The following is a 25,117-nucleotide window of genomic DNA, read 5'->3' as shown; positions in this document are numbered from 1 at the left end:
TACTATAAATTCAACTTTGCAACAGAACCATCTAAACACTTATCAAGTTCTGTTCTTTTCGTTTTACGTCCACTCGCTTTCTCACTAAAAATACGCTCACAACCATATTCTTCAAGTGTATCAATCTGTCCATCAAGACTTTGATCTTGTGTTGATACACGTGCATAACCAATTTTAGCCATTTAAATACCACCTCTTTTAATCGTTTTATGAGTACTTATTAACTAAATATAGTTCTCGATGCAAATAAGAGCGTCTCTCATCGTCTAAAAACTCATGTTTTTTGATATTTATGCTACATTGATTATAACACAAGTTTATATACTTAAATGTTCAAGAAAATCCTCTTAATTTATGGTTAAGAAGATTTGTGTCAAAAAAGAAATAAGTTCAACTTTATTTCTTTTTCACTTTAACTGTCATTTTCAGCTTCATATTAAAATTAATTTCATATATTAATATTGTAATATTTCGAATGTTTTTGTTAAAGTAACTTTAAAGAGGGTGATGATTAATGTACTATACTCAAGATGTTGAAAAAATAGTGGGAATTAATAGTTCAGCAATGAGGTATTATGAAAAGGAAGGTATATTACCTATTGTGAAAAGAGACAAGAATGGAAATCGTACGTATACCGATGAAAATATAGAATGGTTGAAATTTATTAAATTGTTAAGAGCAACAGATATGGGGATTGAGGATATAAAGCATTATGTTTTTTTATTTAATCAAGGGCATTCTACGATAGAAAAAAGACGTGAAATTTTAAGTGAACACAAGGAAAGTATAAAAAATGAAATTAAAAGCAAGTTAGATTGTCTAGATCAGATTAACTATAAATTAGGTGTTTATGATGAATTATCACGTAATGTTAGTACAGATATTATAAACAAGGATTGCCTTATTTGACCTAAAGTACAGTTCAAGGTTTATCATTAATTATATATTTAATTAATGGAGGCGTATAATATGAATAATATAAAAGATAAAGTAATCCTTATAACGGGCGCATCAAGTGGTATAGGAAAAGCAACCGCCACATCATTAGCACAACAGGGCGCAAAATTAGTATTAGCAGCAAGAAACAATGAAAAGTTAAAAGAAATTTCAAAGGAATTGTCACAAGATAGTAATGAAGTTAAATATAAACAAACAGATGTGACAAATATTAAAGAAGTAAATGAATTAGCACAGTTTGCCATTGATAATTATGGAAGAATAGACGTCTTAATTAATAATGCTGGAGTTATGCCATTATCTTTAATGCATAATAAGAAGATAGATGAATGGAACTCAATGATTGATGTAAATATTAAAGGTGTTTTAAACGGTATTTATTCAGTTATTTCTGGAATGAGAAATCAAAATTCTGGTCATATCATAAATATATCTTCTGTAGCTGGACACTTAGTTACTCCTGGTAGTGCAGTATATAGTGGAACAAAATTTGCTGTAAGAGCTATTACAGAGGGATTACGTATGGAGGAATCATCTCAAAATAGTAATATTAGAGCTACTATTATTTGTCCTGGAGCTACTAATACTAATTTAACTCAAACGATTACTGATTCGGATGTAGAAGGTAATGTATCTTCTGTATATGAAACCACAATAGAACCTAATGATATGGCTAGAGCTATAGCATTTGCAATAAATGAGCCTTCTAATGTCGCTGTTAATGAACTTATTGTTAGACCTACAAATCAAGAATGGTAAATAAAATATCATTAGGAGTACAATATGAGTAAAAAAGAAGTTAGTATGTCAGAATTATTTTTTGATTTGATTTTTGTTTCAATACTTTCTCAAGTTAATCAAGCTACCGAGCACATGACGGATGGTATTTTATCAATTGAAAGTTTACTTAAAAATTTTATGCTTTTTCTTATCTTTGTAGCTATATGGGTATATAGAACATTATTAGTTAATAGATTTTTTAATAAAAAATGGTATCAATATGCATTTGTATTTATTGATATGTTTTTAATAATATTACTTTCAAAGGCTATTAATTCAGATTTTCAATCAACTTTCACACCCGGTGTTCTAATTACAATATTTCTATTTTTAAGTATTGCTACGCAATATATATTAAACTATATTATTAATAAAGAAAGGTTTGATATAAGACTCATTTTACCATATGTATTAAGTCTTATATTAGCATCTTTAATTTCAATTTTTGCTTTATTCATTAATGATAGCTCAAATGTTTTAATATTTTTAATTGCTGTAACAGTAGCATCTATAGTACCTTTGTTCTTTCAAAAGCAAGCAAAACGATACCCAGTTTATTTTGATCATTTGAGTGAACGATTAAGTTTATTTGTAATATTGATGTTTGGTGAAGGTTTAATATTTATTGCAAGTGATATTAGTGTTTTCTCATTAAAACCAGTGTATATAGTAATGTTTGTGTTATTGGTATCTCTATTTATTTTATATACCTTGCACTATAAATACACAGAAAAAGAAGAGAAAAGAAGAACAGGTTTTTTCACTTTATATATACATTTATTCCTTCTATACTTTATAGATATAATGTTTTTAGTTATGAATGAAGAAATACAGCAAAATCATTTTTCTTCATTTAACTACCATTATTTATATATTATTTCTTTTTTAATGTATTTAATTCTATTACTTTTTAATACTAAGCATTATAGTAATATTTTAAACTCTACCAAGGTTAAATTGAACACTATGGTAATAATTATATGTGTTGTATTAACGTCTATATTAAATAGCTTTATATTAATTAATATAATCTTTATATTTACCATTGTCATAGTTGTTTTTATTAATTATAAAGATAAAATAAAAAAAGAATTTATTTAGAAAAGAGGTTGACTATTATGCCAATTTTAAAATTAGAAACACTAGATTTAACAAAAGATCAAAAAAAGCAACTAGTTGAGGAATTAACAGAAACTGCTTCACGTATTACTGGAATCCCTAAAGAAGGATATTATGTTATTTTAAAAGAAAACAACTTAGATAACGTGGGTTCTGGAGGAAAATTATTAAGTGATCAAGAATAGTGTTTACGTTCTATCATTTAATATTAAAAAATAAATAATACGTTTCATAGATTTATCATTTCAAATATCTTATATAGAATTAAAAAGGAACAAGCATAATAGTGTAATTATGCTTGTTCCTTTTTAATTCTATAAACAGTCTGTCTTGTAATATCTACTTCTTTCGCAATCTTACTAATAGAAATTCCTTGATCTAACATTTCTATAACTCGGTAATAGACCAAACGTTTTTGAGGATCTTTTGCATTTGGTGAATAAAGTACAGGTCTGCCTTTATAGATGCCTTTTTCTTTAGCCACTTTAATACCCTGTGCTTGCCTACGCTTACTTTCATTTCTTTCTTGTTCTGAAATCATTGCTAAAATTTGAATGATTAAATCTTTCATAAACTTATCAAGAAGTGGATTACCAATTGCTTCATTCATCATAGGCAAGCTTGTAATCATCAATTGGACTTCTTTTTCTTTTAAATAGTTAACAGTTTGAATAATCTCATCATAATTCCTGCCTAGACGATCAATAGACTCTACAATTAAACGATCTCCCATACGTACAAAACTTAGCGTTTCTTGAAAAGTAGGTCTATTTTCTATAGATTTACCTGATTGTTTTTCAGTAAATATTTTTTCAGCACCAAAGGACTGAAGATTTTCAATTTGTCTATCTAAATTTTGATCAATAGTTGAAACTCTTGCATAACCAACAATCATTTTTAACTTCCTTTCTCATACACCTTAATCATACATATAGAAATAGCATTTTACAAGGGGTTTTTATTGTTCGTTTAGGGTAGGCTCTAATGACACAAAAAGATACCACTAAAAAAGTGATTAGAATTTTCCAACAAACACTTGCTTGATATCGCAGTCTAAGGTTTATGATTGAAATATATTCAAAGGAGGTTATATAATATGGGTAAATTTGATAGTTTACAAGACAAAGTTGTAGTTATTGCTGGTGGTGCTAAGAACCTTGGTGGCTTATTAAGTACTACTTACGCTAAAGATGGGGCTAAATTAGTAATCCATTATCATAATGAAAAGTCTTTAGATGATGCTAAAGCTACACTTTCAAAAGTTGAAGAGTTAGGTGGAGAAGGTACATTATTTTCTGGTGATTTAACTAAGGTTAGTAATGTCCAAGCTTTATTTCAACATGCTGAAGAGACGTTTGGAAAAGTTGATATTGCAATAAATACAGTAGGAAAAGTACTTAAAAAACCTATTTCAGAAACGACTGAAGAAGAGTTTGATAGTATGGCAGACATCAATGCAAAGTCAGCTTATTTCTTTATTAAATATGCTGAAAAGGCTATGAATGATAATGGCAAAATCATCACTCTAGCCACTGCATTGCTTGCTGCTTATACAGGATTTTATTCAACTTACGCTGGAGGAAAAGCTCCCGTCGAGCATTATACACGCGCAGCATCATCAGAGTTTATGGATAGAGGGATTTCAGTTAATGCAGTGGCTCCTGGACCAATGGATACACCTTTCTTCTATCCTCAAGAAGGCGAAGATGCTGTGGCATTCCATAAATCCCAAGCACTTCATAATCAACTTACAAATATAGAAGACATCGCGCCGATTATTACTTTCTTAACTTTAGATGGTTGGTGGATAAATGGACAAACATTATTTGCAAATGGCGGTTATACGACACGCTAGTTAACTTTAAAGAATAAGGAGGTCATTTTGATATGTATTACTTTTTAGCAATATTTAAAGAAAATGAAACAGATATTAAGATTATTACGGAAGAAAAAGTCATAGATGATAAGAACGTATCTTTGCCAAGTAATAATTACGTTAAATCTTTAGCTGAAGAAATAATTGAGCTATCTCATCAAAATAATTTATTCCATAATGACATTAAACGAATTGGTTTAAAAATAGATGATCCTGAACTTATTGGTTATAACACTGTGGAGTCATTAAAGAGTGATATGGTATCAACATTTGGGTTTGAAGCTATTATCCATAATGACTATGAAGATTTACTAGTTCAACTTATTAAATAGACCAAAAAGGTGACTTTATAAAGTCACCTTTTTTAGGAGGTAAATTATGCAAGTAAAGCAAGTAGCCGATAATTTAGGCATCAGTGAACATACTATTCGATACTATGACAAAGCAGGGCTTTTTCCATTTGTTACCAGAAATAAGAATGGCTATAGAGATTTTTCAGTAGAAGACCTATATTGGATTGAATTTATAAAATGTATGCGTCAGACACATATGCCTGTATCAAAGTTAAAAGAAATTGCTGAATTGTATCATCAAGGAAGTTCTACCAAAATGAAACGAAAAGACATATTTTTAGAACATCAAAAAAATTTAATAGAACAAAAAAGACTTATAGATGAAGGTCTTAAAGTATTAGAAGAAAAATTCAAATTATTGGAAAACGAATAAGAGAATCGAGGTATACTATGAAAAAACAAGCTTTAATAATTATATCATCAGCAAATGAACTACCATTAAATAATCCCACTAAACAAAAAATAGACACAGGATTCTTTTTAGTTGAAATGGGAAAAATATTGGACACTTTTAAAGACGATTATGAATTTATTTTCGCTACGCCAAATGGCGAAAAACCGACATTAGATATTAATGGGGAATCTTTAAGTATGCAAGCTGGAGAAAAGCTAGGCATTGCGTCTGTGAAAGAAAAATTTTATAAAGATCCCACTAATTATCGTCAAAAGAATACCAAACTTGTCGACCGCAGAGAAAAGGAATTAAACACTTTATACGATTTACTTGGAAAACTGCCTGTATCGCAAAATTTGAGTAACACAGATGAAGAGACGAAAGAATTTAGAAAACAGATTGTTAGAAAAATGGATGACTTAGAAGAAAAGAAATTTTATTCTTTAAAAGAATTATTGGAAAACAATGCTGATAATAACAATGATTTTAGTTTTGAAAATTTATCATTCGTGCACCTACCTGGAGGGCATGCGCCTATGGTAGATTTCTTAGATAACCCAGAATTAGGCGAAGTGTTAAATCAATTGTCAGAACAAAAAGTCATCACTTCTTTAATATGTCATGCGCCCATTGCTTTAACGTCTGCTAGACTCAGAATTGATGATAAAGGTAAACCGTATAATTATGACAAATCATTATACGAAGGCGCCCATACAACTACAGTACCTAAAATAGGTGAGTTGTTCATGTTAATATCTGGGTACCCTAAAATAAAAAATAAAAAGACGCGGTTACACTATTACGTAGATAAAAAGTTAATTTCCTATAATTTCAATGTTAAAACAACAAAAAACTTTACAAAATCGCTTGTTGTATATGATAAAACCAGAAAATTATTAACTGGTAATGGACCACAAGCTATAGATGATCAAACAGATAAACTGAAGGAAATTTTACCTAAATAATTAAAAGACCAGGTTTAGGAGTGGAAAAATGAAGAAAAGAGAAGTCAGCATGACAGAATTATTTTTCGATTTAATATTTGTTTATATTTTATCTACTATTAATCAGACTGCAGAAGGCATTTCACATAATTTAATGTCTTTAGAAGAACTAGGAAAAAGCTTCATGCTTTTTCTCGTCTTTTTCTCTATATGGGTTTACCGTACACTTTTAGTTAATAGGTTCTTCAATCAAAAATGGTATCAATACATCTTTGTGTTTATAGATATGTATTTAATCGTTATATTGTCTAAAGCTATAAATAGCGATTTTCAATAAACATTTCTTCCATTTGTTTTAATGTCAGCCTTGGTATATCTAAGTATTTTTATAAAACTTCATATCGTAACCCTATATTCTTTAACCATTTGACTGAACGATTAAGCTTATTAGTGATTTTATTATTTGGTGAAGGCCTAGTTTTATTAATACAAAATATTGAATTAACCGGTTTAAATATTTTATATGCATTATGTTTCGCCTTTATTACGTGTTTATTTGTTATATATGTTCATCACTATAAATCAACAGATAAAAACACAACAAACAAAACAGGATTCACAACAATTTATGTACACTTATTATTAATATTTTCATTAGATATGATGTTTTTAATTATGAATAAACTGTTATCTCATGAACATCTGAATATATCTGAAATATATGGATTCATACTATTCTTAGTTTTATTTATAGTCAGTATATTAACAAATATAGGCTTACATAAGGAGAGATCATAAATTGCTCTTTACACTTTTCTTTTTATAGTTCTTTAACTTTATAGAAAAAATTACGAGTGAGATATTATATTAAAATAAACTACAAAAATCCTTCAGTTATAGCTGAAGGATTTTTGCAATTTATTAGAGAAACTTTATGCAATAGAAAATGGCACCTCAATTTTATATTGAGAGGGTTTGTGTCAAAAATGAACAATTAAGACACCCAGACTATGTATTAAACTTTATTAGAGTTCAATAAATATACGCAATTTGGACTCAAAAAATTTATATTGTATTTATTATATATAGTAATAATTTAGCAAAATGGTTATTATTCTAACGATTATATTTTTTTCTTTGAAAACTTATAATAATAGAAACAATGATTAATGATAAACTTGCTAAAATTAATGTAATATCCAAGCTTAAATAAACACTTTTATTTTCAACATATATTCCAAAGTAAGGCCATATAATAATAAGTGGATACAACCAATCTTTAAAGGAGATAGAAATAAAGATACCTATAAATGTAGCAATAATTAATATTATTATTGTCCAAGTGAGTTCATTCAACCTTAATATTATTATTTAAAACTAAAGTAAAAATGTTAACTATAGTAGCAACTGTGACCCAACCAAAATAAATTGAAAAAGGTAAGCGATTAAAGCTTTTGTATTTACTTAATACTGTATAAATTTTTGCAATTGTATATAGTAGCATTATGATTACTAAAACTGAAGCAAATATCCATTTTTGTGTATAAAATACTATCCACAAACCATTTAACAGGAAATTAATGATAGGCAGGTATTTTAATTCATTAACTATAATATTTCCATGCTCATTTGAAACAAACAGCTTAATAATCCAAGCTAAAATAATGATATAAATTAGTCCCCAAATTGAAAAAGTAAAACCTGCAGGTTGTATAATTGCCTGGTTATTTTCTGTTACTCTTCCTATATTGGCACCACTTAAATAATTTAATAAAATCATAATTAAAAAAGAGATAAAGTATAAAATAATCCATTTGTTTTGATTAATCATTATTATTACCGAAAACTTTTAAACTTATTCATAACGAATTCTCTACTTGATTTAAGATCTACTAGCATTTCAGGGTAATCTTTTCCTATTTCAATATCATAATTTTCTTTTAGTTTATCTTTATTTTTTGAAGGATTATGAATATAGTCACTTGAAACATCTTTAAATAGTTTTAGTTGAGACTTAATAAAATAACCTTTGGCATCAAAACGTTCACTTTGGCGTATTGGATTAAACATTCTGAAATATGGCGCCGCATCTGTGCCTGTAGATGCAGACCATTGCCAGCCATGCACATTGGACGCGTTGTCATAATCGATAAGGTATTGCCTAAAGTATTCTTCTCCCCAAGTCCAATCAATAAATAAATTTTTTGTTAAGAATTGAGAAACAACCATTCTTAAACGGTTATGCATATACCCAGTACGGTTAAGCTTTTGCATTGCTGCATCTATAATTGGAAATCCCGTTTTCCCTGTTTTCCATGCGTCAAAATTCTGTTTATTATATGACCATTGCATATTACGATATTTTTCAGTAAATGACTTAGTTGCAGTTTCTGGATATTGCGTCATTAAAATATAATAAAATTCTCTAAACATCACTTCTCTAATATATGACTCATAGTTAGCTTCATCATTTTCATAATACTCAAGCAAATCATTAATAATTTCATGAATATCCAGCAAACCATATGCCAAATATTTACCTAATCCACTGGCATAATCTTGAGAAACGTCATCTGTCATTTTTTTATAATTTGAAATATCTTCATTTAAAAAGTTTTTCCAATCTTTACGTGCTTGTTGTTCTATATCCTCCGATGAATTTAGGGATATTCCGCTATGATTTGAACCTTTTTCAGCATATTGACTTAATTGTTTATATTGGTAATGCTTACTTGGAGTAAGTACTAAATTTCTTCTATTGGCTTTATAAAAACTTGTAAATACTTTATAAGGTCGTTGTTGCTTATTTACAATCTGTGACGGTTGAAAATAATGGTTTACGCGTTGTCCAATAACCTCTACACTGCGATTTTGAAAAGCTAATTTGAGATGAAGAAAATCATATTTTATATTATGATAGCTCATGATATCTTTACCAATCAAAACATGTGTTAACCCTAATTGATCCCCTAGTTTTCCTAAACTTTTGTAAGAGACTACATAGGGATAAATATTATGTTTATATAAAGTTTTAACAAAACCACTTGCTACTGTATTATAATATTGTTGCTTTGATTCCCCTGCATCTGATAGATCTTCTAAAGGCAAAATGAGATATAACTTTTCAATTTCTTCTTGATTTTTTACTACATAATCAAATAATGGATTATCTTTGATTCTAAATACCCGGTTAAGAATAACTCCTAAATGCATATTTTGTCCCCTAATCTTCTGGATTTAAAGTAACATTTTATTGGAATATTAGTTACTACTAAGCTACCTTGCTTTTTTTAGCATTATTAAATTGAATTAGCTTATATGAAATATTTTCTTTGTATAATACTTCTTTATTTATACCCTACTTTCCTTATATGTAAATATAAAGGCTTTAGAACATTATTCACTCAAATTCAGGGTATAATTCAAAAAGAGGTGAATTTAATATGAATAAAGATAAAGTACTTTATAAAATAGAAAATATATTGAATCAATCAAGAATTGGTGTCTTATCAACTGCACATAACAACGTGCCTAATAGTAGATATATGGTTTTTTATAATGATGATCTTACACTTTATACTAAAACTAGTATAGACTCTAACAAAGTTGCTGAATTCAAAGATAATCCCAAAGCACATATATTGCTAGGATATGATGATACAGAAAATCGTAGCTTTCTTGAAATTGAAGCAAATGTTGAAATCATTAAAGATAAAGAAACGATAGATTGGCTATGGGAAAAACAAGATAAAACCTTTTTTGATTCTAAAGAAGACCCTGATTTATGTATAATCAAAGCCACACCTAAATCTATTAAGATTATGAATGATGGTAGTATAGATACGCCACAAACGATTACGATTGATTAATGTAACTAACAAACAAGCGTTTAATTCCCTTCATTAGATAAGAAAATTAAACGCTTGTTGTGTTAAATACCATTTTTTATATCAGCTAATATTTCTTCAACTGTTATTTTAGCACTTGTTAATACGATGGGAACGCCTGCTCCTGGATGAACACTTGCTCCAGCAAAATATAAATTTTTGTAATCTCTACTTACATTAGGTGGTCTATAGTAGTTACTTTGAGCTAATGTAGGCATTAGTCCAAAGGCTGCTCCAAATTTTGCATTATAATCATCTTCAAAATCTTCAGGTGTATAAATGATTTCAGTGACAACCTGCTCTTTCAAATTTTTTAAAGCTTTAATGGTTGAAAGCTTTTTATAAATAATATTCTTCACATGTGTGATTGTTGTCTCATTGGACCAATCCACATCACCCGTTTTTAATTCTGAAACAGGCATAAGTACATAAACACCTGTCTGACCTTCTGGCGCTAACGACTTATCTTCCACGCTTGGTGCATAGACATATATGGAAGGATCTTCAGATATTTCCCCAGTAAAGATTTCGTTAATGTTATTATCAAAATCCTTTGAAAATATAACATTATGTAATAAAATTTCTTCAGATAAATCTTTATCTACACCCACATACATCAAAAAGGCAGAACAAGAATAGTCCATATTATCAACTTTTTGTTTTGTATATTTTTTAGGCTGTTGTTCATCTTTAATTAAAGATGAGGCTGCATATGGGAAGTCTGCAGTACATAATATTTTGTCATACTTCTCAATACGGCCATTTATTTTCAGACCTTCAGCACGCTTAAAACGTGTATCAATGATAATCTCTTCAACACTCGCATCTGTATAAATTTGAGTGCCTAGTTCCTCATTTAATGTTTGAAGCGCATTGACGAAGCTATACATACCACCTTTAATAAAATGTACGCCAAACATTAATTCAATCATTGGTATAATAGAATATAGTGAAGGACTTCGTTTGGGGTCAATGCCTATATACAATGTTTGGAACGCTAATATTTTTTGAATTTTCTCATTATCAACATATTTTTCAATTAAGTTATCTGCTTTATCAAATGTTTTTAATTTCATACCTTGATATAAAGTAAAAGGATTATAAAAATCAGTAGGTTTTCTAAACGTTCGCTCTAAAAAATGTTTGCGTGCAATTTCATATCTTTCGTATATATCAGTTAAAAATGACATAAAACCATGTGTGGAGTTAGGCTCAATAGCTTCAAGCATATCTCTTAATTGCGCAAGATCTGTAGGCACACGAATTTGGTCAGACTCACTAAAGTACACATCATATATGTGAGATAATTGTTTAATCTCCAAGTAATTATTCATATTCTTTTGTGCGTAATTAAAAACATCACGATAGACTTCAGGCATCATTACTATTGTTGGACCCATATCAAATGTAAACCCGTCTTGTTTAATTTGATTCATTCTACCACCTATCTGCTTATTCTTTTCATAAATATCTACTTGATGTCCATTTGCTGACAACCTTGAAGCTGCAGCTAAACCCGAAACACCACCACCAATGACTGCAATCTTCATAATGTTTCACTCCTATTATATTTCGTAATGATTTCGCGATAAATTTTCAGTTTTCTAAGTTTACTTACATATACTTTTTTATACAGTGTATAGCCCGACTTTCTCACTTCTTCAAGAATTTCAAGATAGGCATATGCCGCTAATTCAACAATATAACGCACTTCTTCATCAAAGTATTCAACTCCATTTAATGCTATATTGTATAGTTGAATTGCCTCATTAGCATAGTTTTCCCATAAGTCTATATAATTTTGGGTAACCCCATCATTATATACAGCTTGTAAGTCTATCTTATATTCAGCTAGCTTTTCTTGGCTGAGATAAACTCTACCATTTTGAAAATCTTCGCCCACATCTCTTAAAATATTAGTTATTTGTAGTGCTTTACCTAAAGCGATGCCAGTAACTTCAGCTTGGTCAGTATTGTCTTCGCTTTGGGACGCTAATATAGGTGTTAATAATTCACCAACAGTTCCTGCAACACCATAGCAATAATCATATAAAACAGCGTCTGTTTGTACCGTTTTTAAATTAAGATCTTCTTTTACATATTGAATCAACTTACGTAATGGTTTGTGCGGAATTGCGTATGTATTCAAAGTGTTATTAAATGCATTCATAATGGCTGCGTCACTTTGATAGTTTTGAGCATGATTACCATAAATAGCATCTAAATCACTGGCTATTTTTTCTAATTGTCCAAGATCATTATATTTATCTATACTATCATCGATAATTCGACAAACTGCGTAGATAGCCCATACTGCTTTTTTCTTTTTAAGCTCTAAAAAGTCAAAGACATATGAGAATGTTTTTGAATGGATCTTCATAATATTGTGGCAGTGTTTATAATCTTTCTCTAATTGATTCATTAATTGGCCTCCTCGAAAACACCCTGACATTGTCTTTATATTCATGTGAATCGTAATCTATAAATTTATATTTCGGCCTTTCCACTGCACGCGTTTAAACACATTGATATCTAACCACGATTTAAAAAATATCCCAATAAAGCAGATAAATAGCAATGGGTGGCAAATACTTGCAATGAAATTAAAATCGCCCGTTCTTCGAATGAATTTGTGGAATTGTAACGCATAAATAAAATAAATAGTAACTGCTAAAATTAAATATAAGATACCTAATTTGAGTGAAAATAGAACACTCCAGGTAGATATACTAGATCCTAATAACCATAAAATGATTAAACTAAGTGTGGACCTTTTAGTCTCTTTAGAACCAAGTGCAAAGTGTTTACTCCAACCTTCTAGTAGCCCTCTAAACCCTTGAGGATACATCCTAAAATTCACCACGCCTTGCCCTTCAAATAAATCAACAGGTAAATCACAATTATGATATGCATTACTTAAGGCAAAACCTTCGATTACTTTATCTTTAGCATTTAAATGGCCATGTGTCAGTTCATAATCTCGCTTGTTCGTTAAAATTAATGGACCGAATGCACTTTGTCTCTCATTTAATGACCTATTTATTGAAAATTTGTTCATTCCTACAATCGTCATTAAATTAAATATAGCAGAACAATTTTCATATAAATGCTTTATCTTATGGAAAGGCTGTATAGAAAGTAAACCTTTATTTCCTTGTAAATTATATTGATAAACTATACGCCATATACTATCATCACTTGTAAATTGGACATCAGCGTCAATAAACATCAATAAATCGTTTGTTGCATACTGACTTCCTTCCCAGCATGCATGTGATTTCCCTTTCCATGTCATATCGTTATTAACAGTATTTACTTTTGCGTCGTAATATTTTGCAATTGCTAGTGTGTTATCTGTTGAATCATCATCCATGACTATTACTTCTATTTGAGGGTCTTTAGCAATACTGTTAAGTAATTTAGGTAAATTTTTCGCTTCATTTCTAGCAGGAATAATAATACTGACGTCTTTCTTATTTCCACTCTTTTTTCGATTAATCGTAGCTCGACGCATGTACATATACTTTCCACTTATCATGGAAAATAAAGTAAATGCTATAGCTATTATGTATGGTATCATCTGATATCAACTACTTTCTTCTGCGATAATAGCTTCTGCTACTTGCATTCCACTTAAAGTGACCATTGGCATGCCCGCCCCAGGATTTACAGAGCCACCTACAAAATATAAATTTTTGTAATATTGACTTTTTTTAGGGAATTTAAATCCTTTATTCTTTTTCTTACTCGACACTACGCCATAAATAGCCCCTTTATTAGAATTATATGTGTTTTCTATGTCATGTGGCGTCCATACATCCTCATATACGATGTGCTGTCTCAAATCCTTTAATCCCATATTTTCTAATTTATCCAATATACATTCTCGGAATTGAAGGTACGTCTCTTCGCTGAATGGCTGTCCTTGAATATAAGGTATATGTGGTAGGATTTTTATATTTTCATGCCCTTCATGGGCTTGTGAGTCATCTGTTTTATTTGTATTGACCACATAAATTGTAGGATCTTGAGGTAAGACATATTGATGAAAGACTTCTTTGTAATTTTTTTTAGAATTATTAGAGAAGAAAAAATTATGATGACTAAGTTCTGGATAGATTTTATCAACACCTAGATGCATTACGTAACCTGAACTAGCTGGTTCAAACTTGTGCTCTAATTTATTTATTTTGTTTTCATCAAAATTCAACAAATTTCTATAAACAGGAATTACTTCCATATTAGATATAATATAATCTGCATATATATCTTTATTATTTGCTAATGTTATCCCAATAACTTCATTTTTACTATTATAATTTATACGTTTCACACATGCGTCAAAATGGATACCTACGCCTAATTCTCTCGCTAATTGCTCCATAGCCTCAGCTAATTTATGAATGCCCCCATCTACATACCATAATCCTTCATCATGTTGCATTTGAGGCAGCAAACTCAATACAGCCGGTGCGTCATAAGAGGATGAACCTACATACTTGATAAAATATCCTAGCATTTTTCTTAAATATGGATTGTTTACTCTTTTATCAATTGCTTGTTGCATGGTATGGAAGTAATCATATTTTTTTAATGCTGAAAATGGCCCGTGATAACGAATGATTTCAGACATTGTGTCTAAGCCTTTATCAAAATAACTACTTTCAGCAGCTTTATGTATCTGTTGCGCATATTTAAAGAATGTAGTGAGTTGCTTTATATCTTTATCTGTTACTACATTATTATTTATCAAAGTATCTTGCATAGACTCATATAAATCTACAATTTCACCATCAGGATAGACATTTCTTATCTGCAAATCTAATTTACGGATATGCACATAATCTTCTAGCCTTTTACCACATTGCTGGAATAATCTTTGAAATATTTTAGGCATAGTTAAGATAGAAGGGCCAAGATCAAAACCAAAACCTTCTATCTCTAATCTATTCACTTTTCCACCAATGTGATTGTTTTGTTCATACAAATTCACATTATAGCCTGCTTGAGCCATGCGGATTGCACTGGCAATGCCGCCTAGTCCCCCTCCAATGACAACTACTTGCTTCTTTCTCATCTAATCACCTTTTCTTTTTAGCATTTTCGAATATATACGTACTAATTTAGGTCGATTATAGCGTTGCACAATTATACACGGTACATTAGCTATAATGACATAGATTAGATTAATAATTTTAATGCTTCTTGACGAATTTAAAAAAGCGATAACAGGCAATATCGAAAACAAATGGACAAGCTCCGCACGTCTCGTTTCTAATATAAACTTACTTACTTCATGCGTATTACTTGATGTATCAAAAGCTGCTTTACTAACAATATTTGAATTAATACGTTGACCATCTGGTAATTGATTTTTCCAATATTGAACTTTAACCAATTTTTGCCATAATTGACCTTCTTTTTCAAAATTCCAACTTCTAAAGTATATATTATCTTTTTTTAAACATTTATGGCTAATCCGCGTACCAAGCTGTGCAATAATCATTTGAACTATAAACCAGTAAAGTCCATAATATATTATCTTTTTCATTGATTTATTTCCTGTTTTTTTCTGTATAGCTTGGATTCTCTTTATTCAATAACCAATTCCCTACAGTTAAATACGTTGCGAACGCACTCCAAAGCATGTACGGCACCAATAGTATGCCAGCAATTTTCTTCGTGTTGAAAAATTTTACTGTTGTAGTTATTACCGCCCCAAGTAACACAAAACTCTCTATCAAAGCACTAAATCTTAACTTGTATTTAAAATACAATATCGACCATAAATAGTTTAGACCTAATTGTGTATAATATATAACTTTTAAATTCTTGTCATTTGATTTATTAGTAACGATTGCATAAGCTACACCCATTGTTGTATAAAGTATTGGCCACACAATAGGAAATAGATAGCCTGGCGGTGAAAAAGGAGGTTTTACATTCTTCTTATAGTCTTTACGCGCGTTTTTAACTGCAAATTTCCCTATAAGTTTCCCACCTATAATCGGCATTTTAACTTTTATAATCGATTTTATTGTATCGTTAGCTTTCAATTGTTAACCCCTCTTTTTTATATGTGAATTTAATTACATCTATCTGCTATAATTCAGCATTCGACATGTTATTATTTTTAGCTAGATATTTTTTTAATCCATATATTTTTAATACAATCACACCTATAATAACGACTGGTAAGATAAATTTTTTCATGTTAAACCCTCCTTTTTCAGTACTTTTTTTAGTTTTCAAATTGAATTTGAAAAGATTCATCACACTTTTATGAATTTTAGCTTGCGTATACTTGTAAAACCACCAAGGTAGCGTCGGTTCATATTCCTGTAATGCTATAATACATTCATCACTATAAGGTAACCTTCTAAACTCTAATCTCGCGTTACCACCATTTGAATCTAAAGCAAAATCTCCGCCGACAATACGATATAAAATCCTATCTTCATTAGATGTAGCCCCGTCTTTTCTTAATAAAAGTAACTTTTTATTTAAAAATGGTACGGTTATTATAAAATTATCTTCATTGAAGTTACTACTAACAACATTTAATGTGATTTTATTTAAGAAATTAGCATATAATTCTGCCAATTGACTCATGGTCATATCTTTAGGCAAGGTTACTCTTGAAATTGCTCGAACATCTTTGATAGCACTCTTGCTTGTTTTTTTACTTTTCTTTTGTGTAGCAGCTTCTTCCTCTAAGGCGTTACGTACACTTTCTTTATAATCAATTTTTCCAATAGAAATATCTTCTACAATATTTTTATTATCTCTAATCATATCATGTATTAAGCTGTCCATTAATGGATATACCATTTCTTTCGGCACACCAGAAATTAGTTTCACCCAATATTTACTTAACCAAATTGGAATAATCGGTAAATCCAGTGTAGGTAAGTTTTTGTCTAACACCTGTGCCGTTTGATTGAACAAGTCTTTATATGTCATGTGACTTGGTCCGCCGATATCAATCGATTCATTCGCTTGCGGATCACGCTCTACAATTTTATACAGACCATTAATTACATCATCAATAGCGACTGGTAACGTCGTATTATATGCCCATTTAGGTAGAAGTAAACCAGGTAAACGTTCTACCAATTTTTTTAGTATTGGATAAGAACTTCCCTTAGCACCTATAATTAGTCCAGCTCTTAATGTAGTTACTGGCACACCATATGCTCCTAAAATACGTTCACACTCTAAGCGGCTTCTTAAATGTGGAGATAATTCATTAGTATTAGGAATTAAGCCGCTCATAAATACGATATGTTTAACTTTATTAAAACTTGATGCTTTAGCAAAATTATCTGCTAATATTGCATCCATATCTTCAAAACTTGCTTGTGTTAACTTAGCTGAAGGCATCATCGAATGAACGAGATATATAGCAATATCTACATTTTTCATTACTTCTGTTATCTCATTTAAATCAAATAAATCTGCAGATTTCCACGTAACATTTTGTTCATTAGATTTATTTTCTATATTTCTAGAAACAGCAATAATTTCATAATTTTCTTTTAATTTATTCATTAAATGGCTACCTATATATCCTGAAGCACCCGTTAATAGAATTTTTTTCATAAATTTAGCCTCCAATTTTAAAAAGATGAGCAGGCACATGCTTACCTCAGCTCATCTTTTACATAATAAGCTAAATTGCTCATTACAATTAAATTAATTTAATATAAGTATGGCAAGAGCCCTATGTCTCTTAATAAAATTATACCCAATTTTGTTGATAAATTAACTTAAATTTAAAATAAAACTGATTTTACTATTAATTTATTAACATAATCGATGATTATCAGAAGTTCGATTCACATAAAAAGGCACGACAAGTTCATAAACTTGTCGTGCCTTTTTAATTACAATTAGTTACCAAATAGACGACTCCAAAACCCTTTTTTAGGTTCCGTTTCTTCACTCTTTTCTTCTATATCACTATCATTGTCATTTTGATTAGATGGAACGTCTTCTCTTTGTTCTTCTTCATCTTGTGTACTTTCGTCGCTTTGACTTTCAGATATATCCTTATATTGAATCTCTGCTTCTTTAGTTTCTTCCTGATGTTGGTTAATATTTACAGGATCAGTAGTATATGTTGTTTCTTGTGCATCAACGTTTTGTCTATTGTTAGTAGATGTATCAAAGGAATAATTAAGGTGTCTTTCTTCTTCTAGTTGATTTTCTAATTTTTGAATCTTCTTATTACTCTCTAATGCCAATACTTGCTGATTCTCAAGCAATTTTGATCTTTCCTGCAACTCTTTTCTGTAGAATTCAATTGTTGTTTCATGACGACTTTCTTGTTTTTCAATTTGATCATTCAAAGTATCAATCTGATTTTTAAGGATTTCTACTATTTGAGTATCACTTTTGGATTCAACATTAATATTATCCGACTCTTTTTTTTGTTTGTCTTCAGTAGCACTTTCAAAACCATATTTCTTTTTATTTTCATTTACTCTTTGAATGATTTTTTCTATATCGGTATCTTCTTTAATAAACGAAGTGTTTTCCTGTTTTATTGTCTCTATATTCAATCGCTTAATGTTATTAAAAATCGTTTGCTTACTAACCCCTAATTCTTCACTCAACATTTTCACACTTTTCATATCATCAACCCTTTATAAAATGTTTATCAACCCTTTATAAAATATTATAAGCTTATCACGCTTAATAATAAAGCGATTAATAAATCAAAAATATAAAACTATCAATCATTTTATCAAGTATTTGTGAAGGGTTGATGGTAGTTATCAAGGGTTTACAAACCCTTTATCAACCCTTGATAACCCTACATTTTCCCTTTTATAAGCTTATTCAAAGTGCTATAATAACCTTAATACAACAAAAACCCCAACTACTGGTAATAGTCGGGGTTTGGTAATAAAACGTTGCAGCACGTTTATAAATATTTTGATATCTGTATTATATACAACTATATCATCAAAGTGCAAGCAAAAAATTTATGTGTTCTTGTAATGTTTTATTACCTCTATCCAAAATTTGAATAGGAAAGGGGTTTTTATTATGTCTAGAAAAAACATAAAAAATCAGGCCAGTCAAAATTTCTATATGTTACATAAAGTATTATTTATCAATGAAAAATATAAAAAGTTAAGTGATAGTGCAAAAGTTACCTATGCAATTCTTAATGATAGAGTAAGCTTATCTATTAAAAATAATTGGATAGATCAAAATGGAGATATATATTTTATTTTTACAAATGAAAATCTTCAAGAAGTATTAGATAAAAGTAAAAATACAATAACTAAAATTAAAAAAGAATTACAAGAAGTGGGTTTATTAGAACAAGTTAAAACTGGATTTAATCGACCAAACAAACTATACCTTCATGAAATTGAAACAAATATAAATATTGAAAAAGAAATACAAAACAGCACTTCAAACAATGATGAATCAAGTGATAGCAAGGACTCCCAAATAATGGGAGCCCAGAATCCCAAACAATGGGAGCCCAGAATCCCAAACAATGGGAGCCCAGAATCCCAAAACTTAGACCCTAATGATACTGACTTAAGTAATACTGATTATATAGAGACTGAGAATAATGATACGCATGATATGAATGATACATACAACAATCCAATAAACAATAATCATTCGGATCATACAAATCATCAACAAACCGAATTTAATAATGATGCGCTTAAGTTCCAAGTACTCGAAGAATTGCCACAACAACTTCAAGGCTATTTAAGTAAATTTGAAATTAGAGAAATCCGTATTATAAAAAGTGTATTACTCAAAGGGAAGAAATCATTTAATAATGCACATGATACCTATTATCGTTTAGAAGATGTTGAGTTTGAAATTGTAAGTGTGTTGAAACGTTTTAAAGCGATGCTGCTACAAAAGAATGAAACCGTCGAAACAATGCAAGGGTATTTAATGCAATCGATTAAAGCTGAATTCGAAGAAACACATGCACTTTATATGCGCCGTCAAAACATGAAAAAACATAATATATTTAATCAATAAATGTGTTTTTTAAATAAAGAGTCCAATTGAATTTGCAATGTTCTCGTGAATCCTGATACAGATCAAGTCATAAGGACGATACAATTAGTTATAGATTAAGTAAGTCGAAACGCTCAAATTAACTTTATTGCCCCCAAAAAGTATTGGGAGAACGATGTTGCAGCAGATTGATTTTTGGCAGCGTTAATTTAGATTTAAAAACAATTTAAATGTGGATTTTAATTGTTTTTAGTAAATTAAATTTTACATACGTGAGTAATTAAATACAAAACTATCCTCGCAGAGCGCAGGTTTTAACGACTTATAAAATAAGTCTAATTTGTTTATACTTTTATTAACCCCTGCAAGAACTTAAATGTTTACTATTTTCTATGCCGGTTTTTAATTTGCATGTAGATGGACAGTATCTTAAAAATCAATACTGGATTTACTAGAAATTTATGTATGGTTTATCTGCAAAATAAAAATCATAAAGTTTAAGAAATTCAAAATCAGTATCAGAGATATTTTGCTTTTTCATAATTTGGATTGTTTTTATAATTCTTTGGTCGTTTGGAATATCACATAGATTAGAAATTTCTTATGATGTTTTATCAAATACGGAAAATGTAAATTCAAAGTTTGTTGTCATAAAGAACACCTCTTGTTTGGCTCATATTTGTGTTTTAAGAAATAAAGATGATTATAAAGATATAAAACTATATAAGTTTAGAGTTTGCTTTAAATACCCCTTTAAAATCCAAAATAAAGCTATTAGATTATCACACGCATTTATGTTGAGAAGAACCCTTAACTAAACTTGCAGACGAATGTCGGCATAGCGTGAGCTATTAAGCCGACTATTCGACAAGTTTTGGGATTGATAAGGGTTCCGAGGCTCAACGTCAATAAAGCAATTGGAATAAAGCAAAAAGTATTGACCAACTTTGACCTTTATGTTATATATATAGTGAAAATAGTTATATGCTTTGTAGGGAGGGGTTGATATGAATTTAGATAAAAATTCAAAAAAAACTAATTCCTTTTAAGAATATGTCTAATTTTGATGGTGTATTTGAATTTAGCCCTTTTGTTGAATTCGAATTTAACAGTAATTGGGAAGAGTATTTAAATTATTTGGATTATGTCAAAAATATTAATCAAAAAATAGGTTAAATATTATAAGGAGTGATCGTCATGATTTATGATTTAAAACCATTTGGAAGAGATTATTTTGATATGACACCTAGTGAATTGTTTAGAGATTTTGGAAGACAATTTTTTAGTAATTTTCCTGATGAACAAGGTATAAAAACTGATATTAGTGAAAAAGACGATAGATATGAATTAAAAGCAGAGCTTCCAGGATTTTCAAAAGACCAAATAGATATTTCTTATGAAAATGGTATGCTAATAATTTCTGCTGAAAATAATCAGGTGAATGAAGAAAAAGATGATGAAGGTAAAGTAATTCAAAAAGAAAGATCTTATAGTAATGTGAAGAGAATGTATTCACTTAATAATATAGATGAAGATAATATTGAGGCTAAATTTGAAGATGGTATTTTATCTGTAGATTTACCAAAAACTGAAAATAATCAAAGAAAAGTAATAGATATTAATTAACCTATAAAAAAGGTGCTTGTGAATTTTTCACAAGCACCTTTTTTATAGGTTTTAGAAACGAGTTGAAAACGAGTTTATTCTTGTTTTGATACTATATAGAAATAACTCAAATATGTAAAAAGATGCATTTTAATTAGACCTAGTCTTTTAATCGTAAATTGTATTTCGAACGACTTTACTAAAGCAACATCTCGCTCTTTTTTATATAGCTCAAAACAATATTGAGATTCATCTTATATAACGGCAATTATATAAAAACCTTTACTTATCGCTCTAAAAGGTTTATAGTTAATCTAACGTAATAAAGGCTCGTGAATTTAATTGTAGTGTATTTTTTAGAATATCCTCTTTTTTATAAATGAAATTGTTACAAATATTATGTGCAAAAGCACGCGGAGGTATTCTATATGAATAACGGTACAGTAAAATGGTTTAATGCAGAAAAAGGTTTTGGTTTCATCGAAAGAGAAAATGGTAATGATTTATTTGTTCACTTTTCTGGTATTGCAGCAGAAGGTTACAAATCTTTAGAAGAAGGTCAAAACGTAGAATTTGATATCACTGAAGGTCAACGTGGTGAACAAGCTACTAACGTTGTTACTGTTTAAAATAAAAAATCTTTTAACCGAACTATATTAAAATATAGTTCGGTTTTTTTGTCTATTAATTTATCTTGATTAGTTATACAAATGTGTGTAATAAATAAGATGAATAGCGCCTTTATACTGGAGTGATTCAAGTTTTATTTAAGCGTTACGAATTTCAAAGTCAATAAAGCAAAAATCTTTAATAGACTAAAAGGAAAGGAGAATTTTTAAATGAACTTAATTTCTAAACTAATTCAAGAAGATATAGAAAATAATCCGGAATTAGAAACATTGTATAAAAATCAGGATGAGAAGTTAGAATTTGCTATGAGATTAGTTGAATTGCGTAAAGAAATTGGATGCTCACAAAAGCAACTTGCTCAAAAACTAGAAGTGCCTCAGACAACTATTAAAAATATTGAAAACGGAGATACGCGTCCGACCATATCTCTTTTAAAATCAATTGCTAATGTAACGAAAAAATAATTGCATGTTTAATAGATATAAATTCGTAACAAATAAGACAGTATTTGTTATGAAAATTAGTTTTTAAAATCCGAAAGATTAGTATATAAATAATGAACATGAAGTATATAAGTCATACAACAATTTAAACTTTCAGGAGGATAAAATAATGGAAAAAGAAAAAACAATTAAAGAAGAAATCCAAGAATTTTACTTGAATGGTGGAACCTATAATGAAGTAGAAATCGATTTTGGAACACCTAAAGGATCAGAAGCATTATAAAAATTAAATATTACAAATGAAAATGATCAAAAAACGACGGACTATTATTTTTGATTATTAGATTTTGGATGTGGACTTCTATCTTTGAGAAGTCCATTTTTAAATTCAATATAAATAATTATTAAGTAGCTATAATGAAAAAATAGAAAGATTAATACATTAATTTAAGTAGGAGTTGATGTGGAAAGTTTTCAATTAGTAATATCGAAATGAATCACTTCATAATATTTTTAAACTTTTTTGAGTATAAAAAATAAGAGCATAAGGAAATACAATGCCACTTGCGTGTCAATCAGCATAGCTGATGTATTTTTCTTTAATATTTCTGATCCGTTTATTCTATTTAAAACACTGGTGTAATAGCGTTTTATGGATTTTTATACACACTAAAATTAAGTGATTGTAAAGTTATACATTTTTATGTAAATGGCATCGAGTATTTTACACTTTTATTCAAAACCACCTTGATATAGAGCCTTTTATATTTGTTTTTATACATGGTGTATAAGTTTTTAATGGGATTTGATACACGATGTATAAGTCGATTTTTATTAAAAATAGAAAGTTATCAATGGAAAAGTGACTTAAAGTAGAACTAAAAAAGAGGAATTAGATATATAGTGAAATTTGATTTGAGATACTAGTTTACATTTATATTTTTGAAAAAGAGTAGAAATATTGAAAGAAACAATAAGTTTTTTTACTTTAGCTTTTACTTCTTTTAAGTTTACAAAAGATACTTTGATAGAAAAACATTAGACTGTTATTCTCTAATTTTGTATTTGTTTATTTTATGGAATGAAGGTAATCAACATAGTGTGCTCCTTGATATATTTTTTATGGTAGATTTGCTATTTCAAAAGGAAGGAAACCTCCACAAAAACTTTTGTTGTCTTGTGGAGGTTTTTGATTTATTAAGAGTATCTATTTCACTTTGATTTTAGAGTTTTTAAAGTGAATAGTGAAAGTATTTCAATTTACTAGAGAATTTTTGTGAAGTGATATGAATTTAACAAAGCTAGACAATTCTTATTTTATTCTTTAGAAGGTTTAGTTGCTAAGTAAAACTTTATTCATTATACAGAGGAAGAACTTAAAAGGTATTTAGGTGATAGTTACTATCCTGTAAATCTAGTGGAATTTTTAACACAGTTAACATTAGATAGGATTGAAAATTTTGGTTCAAAGGATAAAAAGCAAATTATCGGTAGAATTAAGTATATTGATATAGAAAGAGTCTTGAAATCAGCTGAAAAGCTAAATCTAAAATCTGAGATAAAATGATTTGAATCTACAACGAAAGTCCCCTTATTAAGTTAATTAAAACTTAATAAGGGGACTCGAGAAAGGAATAGCATTATCTGATTATGAAATGCTGATGGTTGTACTCATAATCATTGGTTTAGTATTAATTAGCAATAAAGACCAAAAAATAATCATTCTCAATTTTTGACCGAGTAGGTAAAGTGGATATTTATCACTTTACTGAAAGCCTAACATCTTTCAAAGAGGCTCATTAGGACAGCATGTTAGCGCATGTTGTTCTTTTTACACATTTAAATAATAGCATAGTGTTTTTTAAATATTCAATAATCTTCTTTAAATAAGATAATAATACACAACTGATAATTTATTGGACACACGTGTATACATTATACATGTAGATTGTATGCACGTATAATGTATGCAGTAAAACATAAAGTAGAAGTTGTGTTATTTTGAACGAAGTTGGTTTAATCATAATAAAGTTGAACTGACATAATTCAACTTATCGGAAGTTAGCTATCATCGTATATTCGTAGATGATATAAGGTTCTGTTGCAAAGTTGAATTTATAGTA

The 25,117-nt window shown here is 29.2% G+C and carries 26 protein-coding genes and 1 pseudogene; 15 read left to right on the top strand and 12 right to left on the bottom strand.

Annotated features, from left to right (window positions below):
- Nucleotides 1–29: 29 nt before the first annotated feature.
- Nucleotides 30–182: pseudogene (locus BK821_RS12930) on the bottom strand (recombinase family protein); the annotation flags it as partial.
- 332 nt (nucleotides 183–514) lie between these two features.
- On the opposite strand from BK821_RS12930, the gene BK821_RS12925 reads away from it, so the two are divergent.
- From BK821_RS12925 to dmpI, 4 genes are read left to right on the top strand one after another with little or no spacing between them, the layout of a single operon-like run.
- Entirely contained in the window at nucleotides 515–910 is a 396-nt protein-coding gene (locus BK821_RS12925; protein ID WP_069819197.1) for a MerR family transcriptional regulator, read from the top strand.
- Nucleotides 911–970: 60 nt separating this feature from the next.
- Nucleotides 971–1,717 (top strand): SDR family oxidoreductase, encoded by a 747-nt coding sequence (locus tag BK821_RS12920; protein WP_069828392.1) that lies wholly within the window; start codon nucleotides 971–973, stop codon nucleotides 1,715–1,717.
- Nucleotides 1,718–1,741: 24 nt separating this feature from the next.
- The gene (locus BK821_RS12915) at nucleotides 1,742–2,839 is read left to right on the top strand and encodes a low temperature requirement protein A (protein ID WP_071331831.1); all 1,098 of its coding nucleotides are present in this window, start codon (nucleotides 1,742–1,744) and stop codon (nucleotides 2,837–2,839) included.
- A 17-nt stretch (nucleotides 2,840–2,856) separates the two neighbouring features.
- Nucleotides 2,857–3,042, top strand: a complete 186-nt coding sequence (gene dmpI / locus BK821_RS12910; protein ID WP_069828390.1) for a 4-oxalocrotonate tautomerase DmpI — start codon at nucleotides 2,857–2,859, stop codon at nucleotides 3,040–3,042.
- 107 nt (nucleotides 3,043–3,149) lie between these two features.
- Here dmpI and BK821_RS12905 read toward each other — a convergent pair whose 3' ends face one another.
- Nucleotides 3,150–3,752: a recombinase family protein gene (locus BK821_RS12905; RefSeq protein ID WP_071331830.1), complete on the bottom strand. Its 603-nt coding sequence runs from the start codon at nucleotides 3,750–3,752 to the stop codon at nucleotides 3,150–3,152.
- A 201-nt stretch (nucleotides 3,753–3,953) separates the two neighbouring features.
- Between BK821_RS12905 and BK821_RS12900 the strand changes: the two genes are divergently transcribed.
- From BK821_RS12900 to BK821_RS13670, 6 genes are all read left to right on the top strand, one after another.
- Nucleotides 3,954–4,712, top strand: a complete 759-nt coding sequence (locus BK821_RS12900) for an SDR family oxidoreductase (protein ID WP_064210009.1) — start codon at nucleotides 3,954–3,956, stop codon at nucleotides 4,710–4,712.
- A gap of 32 nt (nucleotides 4,713–4,744) precedes the next feature.
- A complete protein-coding gene (locus BK821_RS12895; protein ID WP_002508641.1) occupies nucleotides 4,745–5,065 on the top strand; it encodes a hypothetical protein in 321 nt (106 codons plus the stop codon).
- Between the two features lie 46 nt (nucleotides 5,066–5,111).
- Nucleotides 5,112–5,459, top strand: a complete 348-nt coding sequence (locus BK821_RS12890; protein WP_057511680.1) for a MerR family transcriptional regulator — start codon at nucleotides 5,112–5,114, stop codon at nucleotides 5,457–5,459.
- A 17-nt stretch (nucleotides 5,460–5,476) separates the two neighbouring features.
- Entirely contained in the window at nucleotides 5,477–6,445 is a 969-nt protein-coding gene (locus BK821_RS12885; protein WP_083390181.1) for a type 1 glutamine amidotransferase domain-containing protein, read from the top strand.
- 28 nt (nucleotides 6,446–6,473) lie between these two features.
- Nucleotides 6,474–6,761 carry a low temperature requirement protein A gene (locus BK821_RS13675; RefSeq protein WP_071331829.1) on the top strand — a complete coding sequence of 96 codons (288 nt, stop codon included), beginning with the start codon at nucleotides 6,474–6,476 and terminating at the stop codon, nucleotides 6,759–6,761.
- An 89-nt stretch (nucleotides 6,762–6,850) separates the two neighbouring features.
- Nucleotides 6,851–7,222, top strand: coding sequence for a low temperature requirement protein A (locus BK821_RS13670; protein ID WP_256201639.1), 372 nt, complete (start codon nucleotides 6,851–6,853; stop codon nucleotides 7,220–7,222).
- A gap of 550 nt (nucleotides 7,223–7,772) precedes the next feature.
- On the opposite strand, the gene BK821_RS12870 is transcribed toward BK821_RS13670, so the two are convergent.
- Nucleotides 7,773–8,255: a TspO/MBR family protein gene (locus BK821_RS12870; protein WP_241960180.1), complete on the bottom strand. Its 483-nt coding sequence runs from the start codon at nucleotides 8,253–8,255 to the stop codon at nucleotides 7,773–7,775.
- A gap of 5 nt (nucleotides 8,256–8,260) precedes the next feature.
- Nucleotides 8,261–9,637, bottom strand: coding sequence for a cryptochrome/photolyase family protein (locus BK821_RS12865; RefSeq protein ID WP_071331827.1), 1,377 nt, complete (start codon nucleotides 9,635–9,637; stop codon nucleotides 8,261–8,263).
- A gap of 230 nt (nucleotides 9,638–9,867) precedes the next feature.
- Between BK821_RS12865 and BK821_RS12860 the strand changes: the two genes are divergently transcribed.
- Entirely contained in the window at nucleotides 9,868–10,293 is a 426-nt protein-coding gene (locus tag BK821_RS12860; RefSeq protein WP_071331826.1) for a pyridoxamine 5'-phosphate oxidase family protein, read from the top strand.
- A gap of 62 nt (nucleotides 10,294–10,355) precedes the next feature.
- On the opposite strand, the gene BK821_RS12855 is transcribed toward BK821_RS12860, so the two are convergent.
- From BK821_RS12855 to BK821_RS12820, 8 genes are all read right to left on the bottom strand, one after another.
- On the bottom strand, nucleotides 10,356–11,861 hold the full coding sequence (locus BK821_RS12855; protein ID WP_071331825.1) for a phytoene desaturase family protein: 1,506 nt from the start codon (nucleotides 11,859–11,861) through the stop codon (nucleotides 10,356–10,358).
- Nucleotides 11,858–12,733, bottom strand: coding sequence for a phytoene/squalene synthase family protein (locus BK821_RS12850; RefSeq protein WP_071331824.1), 876 nt, complete (start codon nucleotides 12,731–12,733; stop codon nucleotides 11,858–11,860). Before BK821_RS12850 ends, BK821_RS12855 begins: the two co-directional genes overlap by 4 nt.
- Nucleotides 12,734–12,790: 57 nt before the next feature.
- Complete coding sequence (locus BK821_RS12845) at nucleotides 12,791–13,849, bottom strand: glycosyltransferase family 2 protein (protein ID WP_256201638.1); 1,059 nt, start codon at nucleotides 13,847–13,849, stop codon at nucleotides 12,791–12,793.
- Between the two features lie 48 nt (nucleotides 13,850–13,897).
- Nucleotides 13,898–15,388, bottom strand: coding sequence for a phytoene desaturase family protein (locus BK821_RS12840; protein ID WP_071331822.1), 1,491 nt, complete (start codon nucleotides 15,386–15,388; stop codon nucleotides 13,898–13,900).
- Entirely contained in the window at nucleotides 15,389–15,862 is a 474-nt protein-coding gene (locus tag BK821_RS12835; RefSeq protein WP_069820960.1) for a glycosyl-4,4'-diaponeurosporenoate acyltransferase CrtO family protein, read from the bottom strand.
- A 4-nt stretch (nucleotides 15,863–15,866) separates the two neighbouring features.
- Nucleotides 15,867–16,367, bottom strand: a complete 501-nt coding sequence (locus tag BK821_RS12830) for a TspO/MBR family protein (protein WP_071331821.1) — start codon at nucleotides 16,365–16,367, stop codon at nucleotides 15,867–15,869.
- A gap of 46 nt (nucleotides 16,368–16,413) precedes the next feature.
- A complete protein-coding gene (locus BK821_RS12825; RefSeq protein WP_071331820.1) occupies nucleotides 16,414–17,913 on the bottom strand; it encodes an NAD-dependent epimerase/dehydratase family protein in 1,500 nt (499 codons plus the stop codon).
- Between the two features lie 290 nt (nucleotides 17,914–18,203).
- On the bottom strand, nucleotides 18,204–18,947 hold the full coding sequence (locus BK821_RS12820; RefSeq protein ID WP_069813876.1) for a DUF536 domain-containing protein: 744 nt from the start codon (nucleotides 18,945–18,947) through the stop codon (nucleotides 18,204–18,206).
- Nucleotides 18,948–19,365: 418 nt separating this feature from the next.
- Between BK821_RS12820 and BK821_RS12815 the strand changes: the two genes are divergently transcribed.
- From BK821_RS12815 to BK821_RS12800, 4 genes are all read left to right on the top strand, one after another.
- Nucleotides 19,366–20,337, top strand: coding sequence for a replication initiator protein A (locus BK821_RS12815; RefSeq protein ID WP_071331819.1), 972 nt, complete (start codon nucleotides 19,366–19,368; stop codon nucleotides 20,335–20,337).
- A 1,176-nt stretch (nucleotides 20,338–21,513) separates the two neighbouring features.
- A complete protein-coding gene (locus BK821_RS12810; RefSeq protein WP_058626038.1) occupies nucleotides 21,514–21,942 on the top strand; it encodes an Hsp20/alpha crystallin family protein in 429 nt (142 codons plus the stop codon).
- 407 nt (nucleotides 21,943–22,349) lie between these two features.
- Nucleotides 22,350–22,550: a cold-shock protein gene (locus BK821_RS12805; RefSeq protein ID WP_058626075.1), complete on the top strand. Its 201-nt coding sequence runs from the start codon at nucleotides 22,350–22,352 to the stop codon at nucleotides 22,548–22,550.
- A gap of 210 nt (nucleotides 22,551–22,760) precedes the next feature.
- Nucleotides 22,761–23,015, top strand: a complete 255-nt coding sequence (locus tag BK821_RS12800) for a helix-turn-helix domain-containing protein (RefSeq protein WP_071331818.1) — start codon at nucleotides 22,761–22,763, stop codon at nucleotides 23,013–23,015.
- The last annotated feature ends 2,102 nt before the right edge of the window (nucleotides 23,016–25,117 follow it).

Source organism: Staphylococcus sp. LCT-H4, from assembly GCF_001866145.1.
Taxonomy (GTDB): domain Bacteria; phylum Bacillota; class Bacilli; order Staphylococcales; family Staphylococcaceae; genus Staphylococcus; species Staphylococcus succinus.
Note: the sequence above shows the minus strand (reverse complement) of the source record. Positions and strands in the feature narration are given on the sequence as shown.